Source organism: Autumnicola patrickiae, assembly GCF_031846525.1.
GTDB classification, from domain to species: Bacteria; Bacteroidota; Bacteroidia; order Flavobacteriales; family Flavobacteriaceae; genus Autumnicola; species Autumnicola patrickiae.
The window spans coordinates 65,930-82,671 of record NZ_JAVRHM010000012.1; the positions used below are offsets into that span (position 1 = coordinate 65,930).

General features: G+C 38.1%; 13 protein-coding genes. 6 read left to right on the forward strand and 7 right to left on the reverse strand.

Translation table 11 applies throughout. From position 1 onward, the window contains the following. The first annotated feature begins 253 nt into the window (after positions 1–253). The 3 genes from RM549_RS11410 to RM549_RS11420 are packed head-to-tail and all read left to right on the forward strand — an operon-like array spanning position 254 to position 3,643. Positions 254–928: a succinate dehydrogenase cytochrome b subunit gene (locus tag RM549_RS11410; RefSeq protein WP_311684885.1), complete on the forward strand. Its 675-nt coding sequence runs from the start codon at positions 254–256 to the stop codon at positions 926–928. Continuing rightward, the gene (locus RM549_RS11415; protein ID WP_311684887.1) at positions 925–2,847 is read left to right on the forward strand and encodes a fumarate reductase/succinate dehydrogenase flavoprotein subunit; all 1,923 of its coding nucleotides are present in this window, start codon (positions 925–927) and stop codon (positions 2,845–2,847) included. The genes RM549_RS11410 and RM549_RS11415 overlap by 4 nt, the downstream gene beginning before the upstream one ends. A gap of 46 nt (positions 2,848–2,893) precedes the next feature. Beyond that, complete coding sequence (locus tag RM549_RS11420; RefSeq protein ID WP_311684888.1) at positions 2,894–3,643, forward strand: succinate dehydrogenase/fumarate reductase iron-sulfur subunit; 750 nt, start codon at positions 2,894–2,896, stop codon at positions 3,641–3,643. Between the two features lie 43 nt (positions 3,644–3,686). Here the strand turns inward: RM549_RS11420 and RM549_RS11425 are convergent, their stop codons facing one another. Together RM549_RS11425 and RM549_RS11430 are read right to left on the reverse strand one after the other, a co-directional pair. Further along, complete coding sequence (locus tag RM549_RS11425) at positions 3,687–6,365, reverse strand: phosphoenolpyruvate carboxylase (protein WP_311684890.1); 2,679 nt, start codon at positions 6,363–6,365, stop codon at positions 3,687–3,689. Positions 6,366–6,509: 144 nt separating this feature from the next. Beyond that, a complete protein-coding gene (locus RM549_RS11430) occupies positions 6,510–7,124 on the reverse strand; it encodes a phosphatase PAP2 family protein (RefSeq protein ID WP_311684892.1) in 615 nt (204 codons plus the stop codon). 554 nt (positions 7,125–7,678) lie between these two features. On the opposite strand from RM549_RS11430, the gene RM549_RS11435 reads away from it, so the two are divergent. Then, positions 7,679–8,713, forward strand: coding sequence for a glycoside hydrolase family 43 protein (locus RM549_RS11435; protein ID WP_311684895.1), 1,035 nt, complete (start codon positions 7,679–7,681; stop codon positions 8,711–8,713). A 328-nt stretch (positions 8,714–9,041) separates the two neighbouring features. On the opposite strand, the gene RM549_RS11440 is transcribed toward RM549_RS11435, so the two are convergent. After that, a complete protein-coding gene (locus RM549_RS11440; protein WP_311684897.1) occupies positions 9,042–11,000 on the reverse strand; it encodes an NACHT domain-containing protein in 1,959 nt (652 codons plus the stop codon). Positions 11,001–11,484: 484 nt separating this feature from the next. Between RM549_RS11440 and RM549_RS11445 the strand changes: the two genes are divergently transcribed. Further along, positions 11,485–12,693, forward strand: coding sequence for a site-specific integrase (locus tag RM549_RS11445; RefSeq protein ID WP_311684899.1), 1,209 nt, complete (start codon positions 11,485–11,487; stop codon positions 12,691–12,693). 311 nt (positions 12,694–13,004) lie between these two features. Continuing rightward, positions 13,005–14,126, forward strand: coding sequence for a Fic family protein (locus RM549_RS11450; protein WP_311684901.1), 1,122 nt, complete (start codon positions 13,005–13,007; stop codon positions 14,124–14,126). A gap of 53 nt (positions 14,127–14,179) precedes the next feature. Here RM549_RS11450 and RM549_RS11455 read toward each other — a convergent pair whose 3' ends face one another. The 4 genes from RM549_RS11455 to mbpA all read right to left on the reverse strand — a co-directional run bounded on the left by RM549_RS11455 (position 14,180) and on the right by mbpA (position 16,557). Beyond that, positions 14,180–14,488, reverse strand: coding sequence for a helix-turn-helix domain-containing protein (locus RM549_RS11455; protein WP_311684903.1), 309 nt, complete (start codon positions 14,486–14,488; stop codon positions 14,180–14,182). 434 nt (positions 14,489–14,922) lie between these two features. Further along, on the reverse strand, positions 14,923–15,402 hold the full coding sequence (locus RM549_RS11460) for a DUF6730 family protein (protein ID WP_311684905.1): 480 nt from the start codon (positions 15,400–15,402) through the stop codon (positions 14,923–14,925). Next, complete coding sequence (locus RM549_RS11465) at positions 15,392–16,264, reverse strand: relaxase/mobilization nuclease domain-containing protein (RefSeq protein ID WP_311684907.1); 873 nt, start codon at positions 16,262–16,264, stop codon at positions 15,392–15,394. Before RM549_RS11465 ends, RM549_RS11460 begins: the two co-directional genes overlap by 11 nt. Next, positions 16,261–16,557, reverse strand: coding sequence for a mobilization protein MbpA (gene mbpA / locus RM549_RS11470; RefSeq protein WP_311684909.1), 297 nt, complete (start codon positions 16,555–16,557; stop codon positions 16,261–16,263). The genes RM549_RS11465 and mbpA overlap by 4 nt, the downstream gene beginning before the upstream one ends. Positions 16,558–16,742: the final 185 nt, after the last annotated feature.

Below are 16,742 nucleotides of genomic sequence, written 5' to 3' on the forward strand. Positions count from 1 at the left end.
TAATTTTCTTCTGGTTGATTGTTAAATTTTCACTAATATAAAAAAGCTACTGAGATTACTATCAGAAAGCTTTAAAGAATAAGGAGGAATTGCTAAAATTTCAGATAAGGAAACAACTTTACTAAGAAATATCCGGAAATCTGGGTTTCCTGATAATTGTCACCTTTTAAACTTTCCGTAGTTTATATCTTTATAAGAGCAATAATTTCTGATGGTAACTATATTTTGAAGAAAATTAAATCAGCATTAACCTATGATATGGTTTATTAAAAATTCAATTACCAGGAAAAATCTAATGGCCATTACAGGTCTCTTTTTATCTTTCTTTCTGATCATTCATCTTGCGGGAAATCTTCAGTTGTTGCTGCCTGAGGCAGAGGCAAGATTACAATATAACGCCTACAGCGACTTTCTGGGCGGGAATCCGCTTATATTGGCTGTTTCTTTTGTTCTCTATGCCTGTATTCTTTTACATACCATCGATGCTATTTATCTTGCATTTAGGAGGAAAAAAGCTAACGGAGTTTCTTATTCCAGGGACAGGAGAGGCAGGGCAAGTACCTGGTATTCCAGGCATATGATGGCTTTGGGAATTATAATATTTGTCTTTCTGGTAATCCACTTTAAAGATTACTGGTATGTGTACAAATTTGGGGATCTTCCGCTTGATGAGAATGGGAAAAAGGATCTCTATACTTTAGTAGTGGTTTCCTTTGAACAATTATGGTACGTAATTCTATATGTAATAGCCATTATTGCTTTAGGCTACCATTTACTTCACGGGGTTTTTAGCGCTCACAGGACGATTGGATTATTTCATCCCGTTTATAACAGGATTATTAAAATATTGGGAATATTATTTTCAATCGCTATAACTATAGGATACATTATTATCCCGATTTTCATCTATATAAGTCACCAGGCATGAGCAAAATAACAGACACTAAGGTACCGCCGGGCCCACTAGCAGAAAAATGGAGTCATTATAAAGCTTCAGCAAAACTCGTAAGCCCTAATAATCGGAAAAAGCTGGAGGTAATTGTGGTAGGAACAGGTCTTGCAGGTGCTTCTGCTGCTGCTTCGCTTGCAGAAATGGGGTATAATGTAAAAAGTTTCTGTTTTCAGGATTCGGCAAGAAGAGCACATTCTGTTGCAGCACAGGGAGGCGTGAATGCCGCAAAAAACTACCGGAATGACGGAGACAGCGTATACCGGATGTTTTATGATACTATTAAAGGAGGGGATTTTCGCTCCCGGGAAGCCAATACATACCGCCTTGCCGAATGTTCTGCAAGTCTTATAGACCAGGCAGTGGCACAGGGTGTTCCTTTTGGAAGGGAATACGGAGGATATTTAAGAAACCGATCTTTTGGCGGCGTCCAGGTTTCGCGGACTTTCTACGCCCGCGGGCAAACCGGTCAGCAGTTATTACTGGGAGCATATCAGGCGCTAATGAGACAACAGAATGCAGGAAAAGTTCAGCTTTATGCTCGTCATGAAATGCTGGATTTGGTACTCATTGAGGGCAAAGCACGCGGAATAATTGCCCGCAACCTGGATACCGGGGAAATTGAGCGTCATGCTGCACATACCGTAGTGCTTGCCACCGGTGGCTTTGGTAAGATCTATTATCTTTCTACACTCGCCATGGGTTGCAATGCTTCAGCTATATGGCGGGCACATAAAAAAGGAGCATTTATGGCCAATCCCAGCTGGACGCAAATTCATCCTACCTGCCTTCCGCAGAGTGGAGAATACCAGTCGAAACTAACTTTGATGAGTGAATCCCTTAGGAATGACGGAAGGATATGGGTGCCCAAAGCGACAGATGAAATGCGGCCTCCGGGAGAAATTCCGGAAGAAGACCGGGATTATTACCTGGAGCGGAAATATCCTTCCTTCGGAAACCTTGCTCCAAGAGACATAGCTTCGAGAGCCGCAAAGGAACAAATCGACCTCGGAAAAGGGGTAGGAACACTGAAAAATGCCGTTTACCTCGATTTTTCCAGAGCTATAAAGGAATACGGAAAAGATGTTATTGCCGAACGGTATGGGAATTTGTTTACTATGTACCGGAAAATTACAGGAATCGACGCCTATAAAGAACCGATGAAAATTTCCCCTGCAGCACACTTTTCCATGGGAGGTTTGTGGGTAGATTACGAATTGATGACTTCCATACCCGGACTCTTTGCTATAGGAGAAGCAAACTTTTCTGACCACGGAGCAAACCGGTTGGGAGCAAATTCCCTGTTGCAGGCCTGTGTAGATGGGTATTTTGTGCTTCCCTATACCCTTCAGAATTATTTAGCAGATGAAATAAAATCCCCGAATACTTCAACAGATCATCCTGCCTTCGAGGAGGCAGAACGAAATGTCCGAAACCAGATGCAACGTTTTTTGGAATGTAAAGGAAAAAGGACAGCAGAAGATTTTCATAAAGAACTCGGGAGGATTTTATACGACAAATGCGGACTGCTGCGTACAAAAGAAGGTTTAGAAAGCGCTATTAAGGATATAAAAAGATTAAGAAAAGAATTTGAAGAGGATCTTATGGTGCCGGGAGATGCAGAGGAAGTGAATAGCGAACTTGAAAAAGCCGGAAGGGTTGCAGATTATATGGAACTGGCAGAGCTTATGTGTATAGATGCCCTGCACAGGGAAGAATCCTGCGGTGCACATTTTAGGGCAGAACACCAGACAGGAGACGGCGAGGCAAAACGGGATGATGAAAATTTCAGTTATTCTGCAGCCTGGGAATGGTCCGGAAATACTTCAGCGCCCATTCTAAATAAAGAAGATTTAGTTTTTGAAACTGTTACTCCTAGTGTAAGAAGTTATAAGTAAAAGAAAGGTAAAACCTTCAGCAGAGGAAATTAAAATCAGGTAAGAGATGCGAATAAGATTAAAAATATGGAGACAGAAAGACAGGAAAAGTAAAGGGGGATTTTGCAATTACCTCCTGGAAGACGTGAGCCGTGATATGTCTTTTCTGGAAATGCTGGACATGCTCAATTCGAAAATTGTGAAACAAGGTGAGCGGGCAGTAGAATTTGACCATGACTGCCGGGAAGGGATTTGCGGGCAATGTGGGGTAATGATTAATGGAATAGCCCACGGACCTCTTAAAAATACCACTACCTGCCAGTTGCATATGAGGGAATTTAAAGACGGCGACACTATTTATGTAGAACCTTTTAAAGCCACTGCTTTTCCTATTGTACGGGACCTAAAAGTGGACCGCTCTTCACTGGACCGTATTATCGCATCTGGTGGATATATTTCTGTAGACACCGGTCAGGCGCCTGAAGCTAACAGCATCCCCGTTACCTATCATCAAGCAGAAACTTCTTTTGATGCTGCTGCCTGCATTGGCTGCGGTGCCTGTGTAGCCAGTTGTAAAAATTCCAGTGCGGCTTTATTTACCGGTGCCAAGATTACCCATCTCGCCCGGTTGCCACAGGGTGAAAAAGAGAGTTCTGCCAGAACCCTTAATATGGTAAATCAAATGGAACAGGAAGATTTTGGCCATTGCAGCAACACCGAAGCATGCCAGGTAGAATGTCCTGAGAATATTTCGGTACTTACTATCGCCAGAATGAACTATGAATATAACAAGGCCAAAATTCTATTTAGGAAATAGCTTTTAAGTCAAAGCATTTTTTCTCTGAAAATTTGAATTAATATCAACCTGTGTTTTTTAGTCCGCTTGCAAGGGCGGTAGTTATCTCCAGTAAAAGCGTCACGAGGTAACTTTCACCCTGGTCTTTGCTGTCCCTCCATAAATCCAGATTTTTGATTTGTAAACGGTGCAGGGCAAGCAGTGCATCTTCCCTTCGGTTTAAATTATCCAGCAGGCTTTGCCGGCGTTCTTCCCTGCTTGTCTCAAACATAGCTCCTATCTGGTTCAGACTTTCTGTATGTTCACTTTTGATAATATTGTTGAATTCCTTTCGTACATTTTCGTCCTTAACCAAATCAGCATAAAGGCTCATAATGGAAGGTGATGCATTCATAAGATTGGTTTCCACCTGAATAAGTACATAACGTAGCAGAGGCCATTTTTCAGCAAATTCTTTTAATTGCTTGTGGCTGTTATTGTCCTCTTCCTTAAGCTTACTTAAAGCATAGCCAATTCCAAACCAACCGGTAATATTAAATCTGGACTGGCTCCAGCTAAATACCCAAGGAATTGCCCTTAGATCCCCGAGCGTCCTTGTACCGGTACGACGTGCGGGACGCGAGCCTATTTTACTTAATTCCAGTACATCTATAGGAGTTGCATCTCCGTAAAATTCCAGGAAGGAAGGATGACTAATTAAATCCTGATACTTCTCTTTTGAAAACTGAGCAAGTTTCTGAAGGGCCGCAACCGGATAATCGGCAGTGCTCTGCGGAAAACAGCTGTATCCTGTTTGCAATGCTGTACCTGAGAGTAACATCTCAAGATTATAACCCGCAGTAAGCAGGTTGGCAAATTGCTGGGAAATGGTTTCTCCCTGTACAGTAAGTTTCATTTCACCGGTAAGACTTCCGGAAGGCATACTTTCAAGGAAACGGTGATATTTACCCCCGCCCCTGCTGATAGTACCTCCAATGCCGTGGAAGAATTTAAAGCGCACATTATTTTCTTCTGCTGTTTTTGTCAGCGCCTCTTCTGCCTGGTAAATATGCGATCTACTGGCTATTATACCTCCATCTTTATTACTGTCACTATAGCCCAGCATTACTTCCTGTACCCCGTCTTCACTTCTTCTGTAAGCAGGGTGCTTTAAGAAACTTTCCATTACTTCGCTGGATGCAAGCAAATCATCAATAGTTTCGAATAGCGGCACTACCTGAAATGTATTGCTATCCAGGCCAGCTTCCCGCATAAAGACATACACCAGCAGGAGGTCACTTAGGCTTCGGGTCATACTTATAATGAAGGATCCTATTCCCTGCGGACCATATTTTTCTGTATGTTTTCTAACCACCCTGTAACAATCGAGGACTTTATCTGCCTCGGGTCCAAAGGAAGTACCATCTATGGCAAATGGCCTGGTGGTTTTCAATTCTTCTGTTAAAAAGTTGATTTTCTTCTCCTCATCCCAGGTACCATATTCCGGCAGGTCAGGATATGTAGCTTTTAAAATTTGTTCCATTGCTTTATCATGAAACTCGCTGTTTTGCCTTATATCCAGGCGCGCTAGATGGAAACCGAAACTTTGCAGCGCACGTTCTGTTGGGAATATCAGATCTTGTACAATCCTTTTTGCACCTATTTCCAGTAAGGAATCTTTTAAAATTTGAATATCTTCCTGAAGATCAATTGGACTTTTATAAACTGGCTGGATAGAACCTTGATCTTTCATCGTATTCCTTAACTGTAACAGAATTAAAGCTAAAAACTGTCTCCATGGTTCATAAGGATTTCTCTCTGAAGCCTTCTTTCCTGCTTCTCCTAAAAGAGTTATTTTTTCATTAATTGCTGTTGAAAGTGTTTTGGGAATGGGATTTCTTATTTGGGAAAAGCTTAGATGGGAAACCAGTTCCAATAACTGGTCATGAATTAATTCCAAAGCAACTTTTCTTTGCTCTTTTAACGTACTGTTGGTAATGGAGGAAGTAACGTATGGATGCCCATCTCTGTCACCACCAACCCAGCTACCAAACTGCAGCCGGGGATAAGTGAGTTTTTCGGGATCAAAACCCATTTCCAGCCAGCTTTGCCGTAACTGAATGTCTGTTTTTTTGAGTGCCAGCGGGAAAACCCTGCTTAGATAATGAATTATATTCTTTCTCTCCTTTTCCACAGTTGGTTTTTCCAGGTAGACCTCCCCTGTTCTCCACCACCTTTCCAGCAGGGTCATAATATCATTACCTATAATCTTTCTTTCTGAAGAAGAAAAGGTTGTATTTTCCAATTTGGTAAGGTTGAGGTAGATCTCCCTATGCAATTCCAGAATTGAAATTCGTTTGGCTTCTGTGGGATGAGCGGTAAGCACCGGCGTCACGCTTATCTTTTGCAGGATTTCCTGCATCTGGTCTTGGGAAAGACCCTGGGATTTCCACCTGTTAAAGGTCTCGCTCCAGGAACCCCTTATTGCCTGCATTCCTTTACCATCTGCAAGTTTTCTGCGATACTGTACGGCAGCATTCTCCTCTACCAGATTCATAAGCTGCAGGTAAATACTTAAAACCTGTATCTGCTTTTCTTCCAGTTTTACATCATCAGGTATATCTTTTTTATGGCCATCCCGGGAAAGTAAATTTACCAATTCATGTTCCCCTAACTCGTCCAGAACCTGCCGGAAGCAGTTGGTAAGAAAATCCATATCTTCCCATATTTTACTAAAGGCTCCGGGGGTGGTATTCTGGCTCATTTTCCTGATTTTATGATTGGTTAGCTAATTTAATCATTTGAAAAATGAATAAAAACTATTGAGGCGCTAATTGAAGGGAAAAAGAGTTATTTGAGGAAGATTAAAATTATGATGGAATAATCTTACATTTTTTAAGAGTATCTATTAAAATACATATCTGAAGCCAAGTAAATAATGATCATCAGAACTGCTGAAAGTTAATTCCATGTTTTCCTTTTCTCGAGGATTTGTGAAGAACCAGGTACTACCAATTCCTACAACAGCTCCTGCAAGCACATCCCAGCCATCATGTCTGGTAGCATGAATTCGGCTGAATCCCGTATATCCTGCAAGAACATAAGCGGGAATACTATACTTGAAGCCGTACCGCCGGTGAAAAAACGAGGCGCCCTGGAAAGCTACAGAAGTATGTCCAGAGGGAAAGGCATAATCGCCGCCTTGCAATGGACGTTCTTTATTAATCAAAACTTTAGCCGCACCGGTTACGGCCAGATTAAGAGCAAAACTTTTGGTGAATTGCCAGGTTCCCCTGTAATCTTCAAGAATTAGACTGGTAGTTATTGCTGAAACCGGAATTAAAAAGAGAGTACCATCACCAGCATTTTCAATAAAAGAATCTTCAGGATTAAAAAACTGGCCATGGCTTTCTGTAGGGGATAAGAAGAATACAAAAAAACAGCTTATCAGGAAATAATGCCTTAACTGAATACATAAAACTTCCAGCTGAAAAGCAGGTTGCAGAAATTTATTTTTTTTCATCGGAATAAAAGATTTTAGTGACTTTTTAAAATCAGGATCTTATGACTGCACAACCTCTCTTACATATTAAGGAGGTTTTTCGGAAAAAGATTTCCTTAATTCTAAAACTTCAGAAGTAAAGAGCTCCTGTAGCCATATTTTACTTCCAGAACATTCATGCAGGCCTTAATCTTCTAAAATACAGACTGAAGTAGATCTTTCAAAAAATCTTAATATGCTTTAACCCTCTTTAATATTAATTTAACTATTTTGCTGTTTGCAGGAATTCAATATCTCTACAGGAGAAGAAAGATTTAAATCTTCTTCAGCTTTTGATGTGAGCAACTTCAGTGATATTATCAATAGCTTCTTATGTAACACAGAATGATGCAAACTGCTCAGGTATAGGGGCTAAACATCCCGGGGAGGACAAATAAACATAAAACGCTTATCCAATTAGTTCCCCATGCCAGGAAGAACATGGTTTCTATATTAAAACCTGGCACGTTTTTGGAAATTTATAGTTTTAGAAATTGCCTATATTTACATTTCATACCCAAACACACACATCAACCATGCGAAAACCAGTTTATACGTGCAGAACATCCTTAGTAGTTACAGCACTAATTGGCATTTTACTTCTTGGCCCTCAACTTGCTCAAGCGCAGAAGTATGGCGGCAATCCGGTAATTGAAGGAATGTTTACCGCTGATCCTGCCCCACTTGTTCACAATGACACCCTTTACCTCTTCACTGGCCACGATGAGCAGCAACCAGACAGAGAAGGATTTTTAATGAAAGACTGGCATGTATTCTCTACTACAGACATGCACGACTACACAGATCATGGAGCCTTACTCAGCGTAAAAGATTTTGAATGGGCTGCGGCCAATGCTTTTGCAAGTCATGCCGTAGAGCGTGATGGTAAGTTTTATTGGTATGTATCAGTCACGCATAAAGATATTCGCGTGAATGAAGGCTTTGCTATAGGTGTGGCTGTGGCAGACCATCCGCTTGGGCCTTATAAGGATGCTAAAGGCTCTGCCATCGTTACTGACGAGACGCCTAATGTCATTCCACTTAACATTGATCCTGCCGTCTATATAGATGATGATGGCCAGGCATACTTATTCTGGGGATCCTGGGGTGAGGCTCGTATGGTAAGGCTGCAGGATAACATGGTTGAGATGGAGGGTGATGTACAGACGGTGGAATTAAAAAATTTCTTTGAGGCACCTTTTGTACATAAAAAAGGAGATACCTACTATATGACATATGCTGGATCTGGGTATCCGTCTAAGACAGAATATGCTACAAGTACCAGCATTACCGGTCCATGGACCTATCAGGGAGTGCTCAACGAGCTGCTGCCTGTATCTGCAACTAACCACCAGGGGATCGTCGAGTTTCGTGACAACTGGTATTTTGTTTATCATAATTCGCAACTGCCTACAGGCGGAGTCTTCAGAAGATCTGTGAGCATAGACAAGCTTGAATATACCGAAGATGGACTGCTCAAGACGGTTGAAAGAACCGATACCAGCGTGCCCGCTATAGATGAATCCGGGTCAGTGATTATGGGTACAACTACCAACCCTCAAGACAATTAAGTAAAGAAATATCCTAATCCAGCTAAGGGGTGACACGGTTTTTATAGGCATTTCATCGCAAGGTAAGTTGTATATCCAAATGCCTAAGGCGCTCTTCAGTCATCCGTTTGTAGGTCGGGTATAGGTATAGGTGCAGAAGAAGATTTGGCAGATTGACCATGTTTGCCTACACCTATAGTCAGCAGATCAATTCAAGCATTTAAATGCAGTTTTGAAGGAGTTTGAGGTGAAGGATAACAGAGAACAGCCATTTTTAAAAATTAAGATGATTGATCTTAATAGGAAGACTTTGCCGTTATACAAAAGGTTAGATGAAAAGAACAAATCTCTACCAATTTAGCATTTCATCATTTACGTTCCTATTTAAATAATTTTTAATCTCGGTTAATGCCTTAAAAGCTTTATCATACGATAATACTGGCTCATAATCTGCAATCAGAGAATTGATTGTCTCAAAATTACCCTCATAATTAGCCGCATTGTCCTTTACATCATTAATTATATATAATTCACCTGGTATTATTGATTTAAGTTCAGGTGTAGATTTTTTCCCTTTAGAGCTTTTAAGAAGACCCGATCTTTTTTCAAACAATAATCGTAAGATTACGGTTAAATTATTTTTTTTCGAAAAGTGGCTTATCACAACATTTTTTGGTAATTGAGAATAATTATACGATGTGGTTCTAATTTCGAAAGGAACATCTTTATTATAATATTCCATAATCGCTTCTTTTCTTACAGAGTCCTTTTCATCGAAATATTTATTATGTTCCTCTTTTGTTATTATTACAGAAACATTTTCATAAATAAAAGTACTTTCAAGTCTTTGTTTTACTTTCTCCTCTCTCTTATCAAACGATGAATAGTTTTTTTCGGTATGTAATTTAAAATCATTTAAAAACCAATATAAAATAGTGTTATTAAAAGTTTTAGTATCTAACTCATAAAATATATCTAAAACATTATAAAACCTCCGATTATCATCATCCTTATATATTTTTTCTAAAATCAATTTTTGATTTTCTTTCGCATCAATCCATAAGAATTTAGCTGCAAAATAATCCTGTAAAGATTTATGACTCCATTTATAATAAATACCTTCCCTTTTAAAAACGGGTACTGTTACAATTAAATCACTTAAGAAATCAGAAGATTTAAACTCCAGTTCAGGTAACAACTTATTGATTTTTTCAAGATATTTACTAATCGAATTTTTATCATATTTCACTTCATTTTCGATACTCGTAAAATAAGCTAGGTATCTTAATACTCTTTCGAAATCATCAATGTGAAGATTGCTATATTTTTCTCTCTTTAAATAACCTTCCTTCGACAAATCATGATTTTCAAACAAGGCATCAAAGACTTGCTGATAAAAATGACTTTTCTTTATAGGTATGTCTTTCTTATAATCAAAAGATTTATAAAGTAAAGAGACTAAAAAGGGATTATTTAAAAATTCAACAAATGTCGAAGTACTCTTTAAGTCTAATTGAGCTATTAGATCATCAGAAATAGATTTATGAGCGTAATAATCGTATCTCTTAATCAAGCTAAAAGCTTCAGGTCGAGTTAATGGCTTAATTTTAAACTTTTTAAAATCTCCGAAAGAGACCAAAGAGCCCTCTGGTCTAGATGTAATTAAAAAATGATTTTCATTTGCTTGCCCTATAAATCTTTTGATTTCTCTGTGAACATAGTCTCTGTTATTTAAACTTATTTCATCAAATCCATCCAATAGAAAAATAAAATCTCCACTTTCAATAATATCAAGTATAAGGCTATTGTCAATGTGGTAACCTAAAGGGGATAGTTGTGATATAATTTCTGATAATATGTTGTTCTGGTCGTTAATCTGACTTAATTCAATTATTACGGGAATACCAGCTCTTTCCTCAATTATAGAAAGAAAAAGTTTTTTAACTATAGTTGACTTTCCCATCCCTGCAGTATCTTCAATAATAACTCTAAGGTATTCTGGAAGGAATTTATTATTATATGAGTCAATTTTAATTTCCACCCTATTATTTTGACTATCATATCCTTGAACACTTAAGGGCTCATATAATAATTTTAATAGAGTCTGTTTATTAGGAAACACCAAAGTATCAATTACAAGATACTTTTCGTATTTCTTGGACAAATAGGAGTCAAATAATCTTTCTAATTCAATCTGTTTTTGCTTCTGTCCTTGAAATTTTACAACTGAATTTGTAATTTTTGGAACTATATAATCTTTTACTATAGGTAAAATTAGATTGGCTGCTTCGAATTGATTCTCATCCATAAAAAAATTTTAAACTAAATGTAATTAGAAAAACACAATAAGTAGAATGATCATAATTTTTTCTATAATTATTTAATCACTGGAGTTGAATCGACAATTTTTTCCGCCCCTCACTCCGCCCCTGCAATAAAAAAAATCCTATAAACGTACTGTTCATAGGGATTTCAAGCATTAAAAGTGGTCCCACCTGAGACTCCCTTCGACTTCGCCTGAAAAGGCTCCGCTCAGGAGAGGCTTCTCGTCCACTATATCAGAAACAAAAAATCCTCCCGAAAAGGAGGATTTTAATTGTGGTCCCACCTGGACTCGAACCAGGGACCACCTGATTATGAGAAGTTAAATTTGCTTTTCTTCTAGTTGTATTTATTTTCTTATATATTGATTATCAGTATTTTATTATTTTTTTCTTTGCACCTATTTTCATTTAAACTACCTTTAAAAGGCAATTTGTTGTACCTATGTTGTACCCGTTTTTTAGGATTATATGATAAACGTCAGGATAGTTTTACGGAAAAAGATACTTTCCAGTGGAGAGTTTCCGGTCTGCCTCAGGGTTACGAAAGACCGCAAAACAAAATACTTTAAAACCATTTTTAACTCCACCGAAGATGAGTGGAATTCCGCAACAGGAAAGTTCAACAAACGAAATAATAATTACCTTCAAAACAATAGGCTTCTTCTAAAATTTCAGGATCGAGCGTTGAAAATCCTTGGGGAACTTAAAATGGAAAGCGACGATTTCACATTAGAAGATTTCGAGAAAAGCTACCGCGAGATTTCAAATCCGGTACAAAATAATGTTTTTACATTTTGGAATGAGATTATAGAAGAAATGATCCAGGCAGGAAGAATGGGAAATGCCAGAATAAACCGCGAGGCCTATAAATCAATCCTAAAGTTTTATGGATCTAAAAATCTCACCTTTAAAAATATTACCCCAACCTTTCTTAACAAATATGAAGTTTACATGCGATCAAGAGGTGGTACCGATGGTGGCATTGGAGTTCCTATGCGTGCATTGCGTGCACTTTATAATTTTGCAATAGAACGCGGCCAGGTTAAAGAGGAGTTTTATCCATTTAAAATCTATAAAATTTCAAAGTTAAAAGGTAAGGGTTTAAAAAAAGCCTTAAGCATTGAGCAAGTAAAGAAAATAGTTTCACTTGACCTGGAGAAATCTCCCTGGTTAACCAACAGCCGTAATTTCTTTGTCTTTAGCTTTTATACCAGGGGAATGAACTTCGCCGACATGATGAAACTGGAGTGGAAACAAGTTGATGAGGAGAGAATATACTACACCAGGTCAAAGACGAAAGGCACCTTCATTATTAAAATTGTTCCCCCAGTTCAGAATATCCTGGAATTTTATAAAAAACAGAAGCGGGATACGAAATATGTTTTTCCAATTCTCTTACACGAGAACCTTACCCCCTCACAGGTCGCAAACAGAAAACATAAAGTACTTCAAAGATATAATCTTCAATTAAAGGAAATCGCGGAAATTTGTGGTATCAATAAAACTCTGAGCAGTTATGTTGCCCGGCACAGTTTCGCGAATTGTCTAAAGCAAAAGGGCATAGCTACCGATATCATCAGCGAATCGTTGGGACATCAGAATTTGGCTGTTACCCAAGCTTACTTAAAGGAGCTTGATAGTGCTGTGTTGGATGAGGCCGTGGAAATTCTGCTTTAAACTTCTGAAAGTTTTAATGAATACGCTACTTTATCAATGGTTTGAACCTAATTTCCAAAAAAATGTAAAAATAGTATTTCAACTATTTTGTTATTCATAAATAGTAAAAAATTATATTCAATTAAGTTGATATAAATTCATTTATATCAAACCACTTTGTCTATCATTAAATAGCAAATATGATATTCAACAATTCTAGACTAATTTTTTTTTACGTCAAACCTGTTTGACAATCATTTTTTCAAAAATATGATAGACAAAAGGGTCGTAAATGGTATATTTGCTTTTATAGTATTGAAAACTCAATTCCAATGGATCTCAACTTAGATTCTTCAGTAAGTTACCATTACAATAATTTTCCTCCAAAAAACTTGAATTACACCAAGTTTATAAAAGAATTAATCCAAGCCACGGATGCTATAGCTCGTTATGATCAAATGCTTAAAACCATTCATAATAGCGAAATTCTTTTAGCTCCTTTAAGAAATCAAGAGGCAGTAATTTCATCCAGAATGGAGGGTACAGTTAGTACAATGGATGAAATATTAAAGTTCGAAGCAGATGAAAACGGAGAGTCATCACAAAACCAGTATACCCGCTCGGAAGTCTTTGAAACAATTTTATATCAAAGAGCGCTAATAAACGCCCAGAAGGCTATGCAAGATGGATATAGATTATCTAAATCTATGATAAGAACAATTCATCAGCAACTTTTATCTTTCGGACGTGGTGCTACTAAATCACCTGGGGAGTTTAAGAAGGAACAGAATTTTTTGGCAGATAAACTTAAAAAGAACATACTTTTCGTGCCCATCAGCCCCGAAAAATTGGATGATGGCCTGGAAATACTTTTCGATTACATTGAAAAAAGTGATCATCCAATTCTTATTAAAACCGCATTGATGCATTTAGAATTTGAAGCATTACATCCTTTTCAAGATGGAAACGGAAGAATTGGAAGGATGTTAATAACCCTCCTTCTCTGGTCTTCGGGTGTTATTTCAGCTCCCCATTTTTATATCAGTGGATATTTGGAGGAAAACAAAGATCTATATATCGATACCATGAGAAATGTTTCTGAAACCGGGGATTGGGAAAGGTGGTGTGAATTTTTTTTAAAGGCAGTGGAAATTCAGGCTATGAGAAATCTTGAAGTAGCTGAAAAAATCAAGGATTTGTATGAAGAAATGAAAGGCATTTTTTCAGAAATTTTATCTTCTAAATGGAGTGTAAATGCTCTTGATTACGTGTTTACCAACCCTGTATTCCGGAATAATAAATTCACAACTAACAGCGGCATTCCTGGGCCTACAGCTGCCCGGTTTACAAGGCTGTTATTGGAAAAAGGAATAATTGTTACCAAAGAAGAATCCTCTGGTAGACGCCCAGCTCTTTATTCTTTTGAACCCCTTATGAGATTAGTGCGGGTTTAAAAAAGGTAAATTTGCTAGACACTTTTGGTTTATTATAGAAGCGCTTTTCCTCATTACATCGCCTCCTGGTATTTTGAGTTTTCATCGTAATCATTTATGATGTCTTCCAAACCATGACCTTTTATTGATCCTAGGTTAGGATATTTGAATTCCGTAATTGGTTTAAAGTTTATTAAATCTACACCTAAAGCAACTTCCATTTTAGTTATGCTTTTTAATGTAAGATTGTGCAAACCAGTTAACCACTTAGAAACCTCGAAGGTTTTTTTACCCAATATTTGGGCAAACTCCTTTTGCTTAATACCTCGTTTATCTAAAATGCTTTGAACTTTATTAGAAATTGCCAGATTTCGTTCCGTCAATTTCTATTTCCGGATTACAGTTCTTTTCTATTTCTCTCGTTTGAACTGTTACAAAATTCTTCGAATAGTGTGGACTCTTATTATTGAGCGAAAAAACAACTTAATTTCTTGGGTATCCTTATTTTTTTGATGCCCCAATATCTACCATAACTAATCAGCGCCGGATCCTATGCTGTTTTTATAGCGTACGGGAAGTTAAGCGTAAAGTAAAAACAGCATAGGGCGCGTCCTACTTTATTTATATTACCAGTAAATTTCAACCTGTTTTAAGGAAGTTCCAGGGCATTTACTGGAAATACCACCACATTGCCAATCCAGTTTATAAAAAATAGTTCAATTTTCTTCAAAACTTTGACGCAAATTTCAACGGTTTTACTGGGTGTTTCAGGCCATTTGACGCAAATTTACTGGTTTTCGCACCAGGGCATTTGTCATTACAAACCCTGGTATCCAGCCTCTAGCCACTCGCAGTATACCTCCTGGATTTTTGGGTATGCTGCAAAATAATTTTCGTACGATTTATTGTGAGATTCCATGATCGTCCGATAGACTTCAAAATTTTCTTCCACTTTTTCTTTCGAGGTATACCCAAAATAACCCACTGATCCCATGGCAATAATTCCGGAGATTCCAAAAAGGATTAGGAGGTAATTGGGTATAATCCTGGCCTGTTTTAATTTTCGATCAATTTCCCTTAGGATTTCATCTGTTCTTTCTTTTTCCGCTTCCTGCTTTTGCAGAAATCTGTTTAGGTTGGTATCCAAAGCCTCCGTGCTAATGGGAATGCTCATCTTAATCAGTTGTTTCGAAAGCTTTTGTAGCACCAGCACTGCAGTTTTAAAATCAGCCATTTCATCGGCCATCAGTTCCATAATTCGTCTAGTTTTTTCATAACTCAAGTGTTTAATATCCATATCCTATCCCGGTATCCCTTATTATTTTTATTGCTCCTTTTACCAGCTCTTTGGTTATTTTACTGGCCAGGTCAGTGCTTAGCTGCACCGATCTATTTAAGACCAGGATGTTTTTTGGTGCTTCTTTTAGCCTGGTAAAACTCCTGTTTTGTGAGATCTGGGGAATTAACCTATTCCCGCTCATCGACCGGTCCACTTCACTGGCTTTGAGGTTTACTCCTTTATATGCTACACGGAATCCCTGCAGTTGATTGAATTTATTGATGGTAGGAATCACTTCTACTTTATAGGCTTTCATCTTGCTGATATACTCATCCAGTGACTTAGGTCTGGTTTGAAGCACCCGGTCGTTAATATTTTTGATTTCCTGTCTTAAGGCTTTTAATTCGTTAAGTTTTTCCTTTTGTACTTCCCGAACCCTGGTTATTCCTAATTCTTTTGCGACATTATCTGCTGCTACCTGGCTAAGTTTACCAATAAAGCTGTCATTGTAGGCCTTGCCATCAAAACCAATCCTATTGGTATAGATGTGGATGTGGGTATGCGCCTTATCCCTGTGAACAAAGCCAATGGATTGATTGTTTTGCAGGTTCATTTCCTTTAAAAACTTCTTTGCGATTTCTTCCAGGTCTTTTTTAGTTAGATCCTTTCCATCCTCAACCGTTGGGCTTACTATAAAGCTCAGAGTGTTTTTGTGGCAGCGCTCATTTTGCGACTGAATAATTTTAAACTCCTCTGTAATCTCCTGGGGAGTATCTCCGGCCAGATGTTCCTTAAGAACAATTTCTCCTTCTTTCTCCTTATTCCAGCCATAGGATATAGATGCCTTTGTTCTGGAGATGGCATGTCCTTTCCCAATCATTTTTGAAAATGTTTTAAATGTGTCCTGATTTCCTTAGCAAGTTCTTCTACTGCTTGAACCAGCTTTGGATCCCGCTTTTTAAACATATTTCCAATGCGGGTAAAGTTGTTCTTGTACTGGACCAGCATCTGGTAAGCTTCCAGTTGTTCCGGCGTTATCCGTTCCACAATATTTCTTTCGAAGGCGGTAGCACGGATATATTCTGAAAGGGAAATTCCTGCCCTGACCGCTCTTTTTTTAAGCAGCTTCTTCTCGTAAATCGAGCAGCGGATCTGGATATATTCCCTTTTCATTTTTTTCCTTTTAAAAACTATGCAACCTCCGGGCGCAAAGCAAGAATGTCATGACAATGACACATCTTGCTTTGCTTTCACAGATGTGAATAAACCACTGTGATTTACCCTGCTCATAAATTTTATTCTTTTACTATATTCAGTAGCCAACATAAATTCAGATGAAGAATACGGCTAAAACTTTC

Bases quoted from the DNA above. Each gene is read 5' to 3' on its own strand.
- RM549_RS11410 (WP_311684885.1), top strand. From the start codon at position 254: ATGATATGGTTTATTAAAAATTCAATTACCAGGAAAAATCTAATGGCC.
- RM549_RS11415 (WP_311684887.1), top strand. From the start codon at position 925: ATGAGCAAAATAACAGACACTAAGGTACCGCCGGGCCCACTAGCAGAA.
- RM549_RS11420 (WP_311684888.1), top strand. From the start codon at position 2,894: ATGCGAATAAGATTAAAAATATGGAGACAGAAAGACAGGAAAAGTAAA.
- RM549_RS11425 (WP_311684890.1), bottom strand. From the start codon at position 6,365: ATGAGCCAGAATACCACCCCCGGAGCCTTTAGTAAAATATGGGAAGAT.
- RM549_RS11430 (WP_311684892.1), bottom strand. From the start codon at position 7,124: ATGAAAAAAAATAAATTTCTGCAACCTGCTTTTCAGCTGGAAGTTTTA.
- RM549_RS11435 (WP_311684895.1), top strand. From the start codon at position 7,679: ATGCGAAAACCAGTTTATACGTGCAGAACATCCTTAGTAGTTACAGCA.
- RM549_RS11440 (WP_311684897.1), bottom strand. From the start codon at position 11,000: ATGGATGAGAATCAATTCGAAGCAGCCAATCTAATTTTACCTATAGTA.
- RM549_RS11445 (WP_311684899.1), top strand. From the start codon at position 11,485: ATGATAAACGTCAGGATAGTTTTACGGAAAAAGATACTTTCCAGTGGA.
- RM549_RS11450 (WP_311684901.1), top strand. From the start codon at position 13,005: ATGGATCTCAACTTAGATTCTTCAGTAAGTTACCATTACAATAATTTT.
- RM549_RS11460 (WP_311684905.1), bottom strand. From the start codon at position 15,402: ATGGATATTAAACACTTGAGTTATGAAAAAACTAGACGAATTATGGAA.
- RM549_RS11465 (WP_311684907.1), bottom strand. From the start codon at position 16,264: ATGATTGGGAAAGGACATGCCATCTCCAGAACAAAGGCATCTATATCC.
- mbpA (WP_311684909.1), bottom strand. From the start codon at position 16,557: ATGAAAAGGGAATATATCCAGATCCGCTGCTCGATTTACGAGAAGAAG.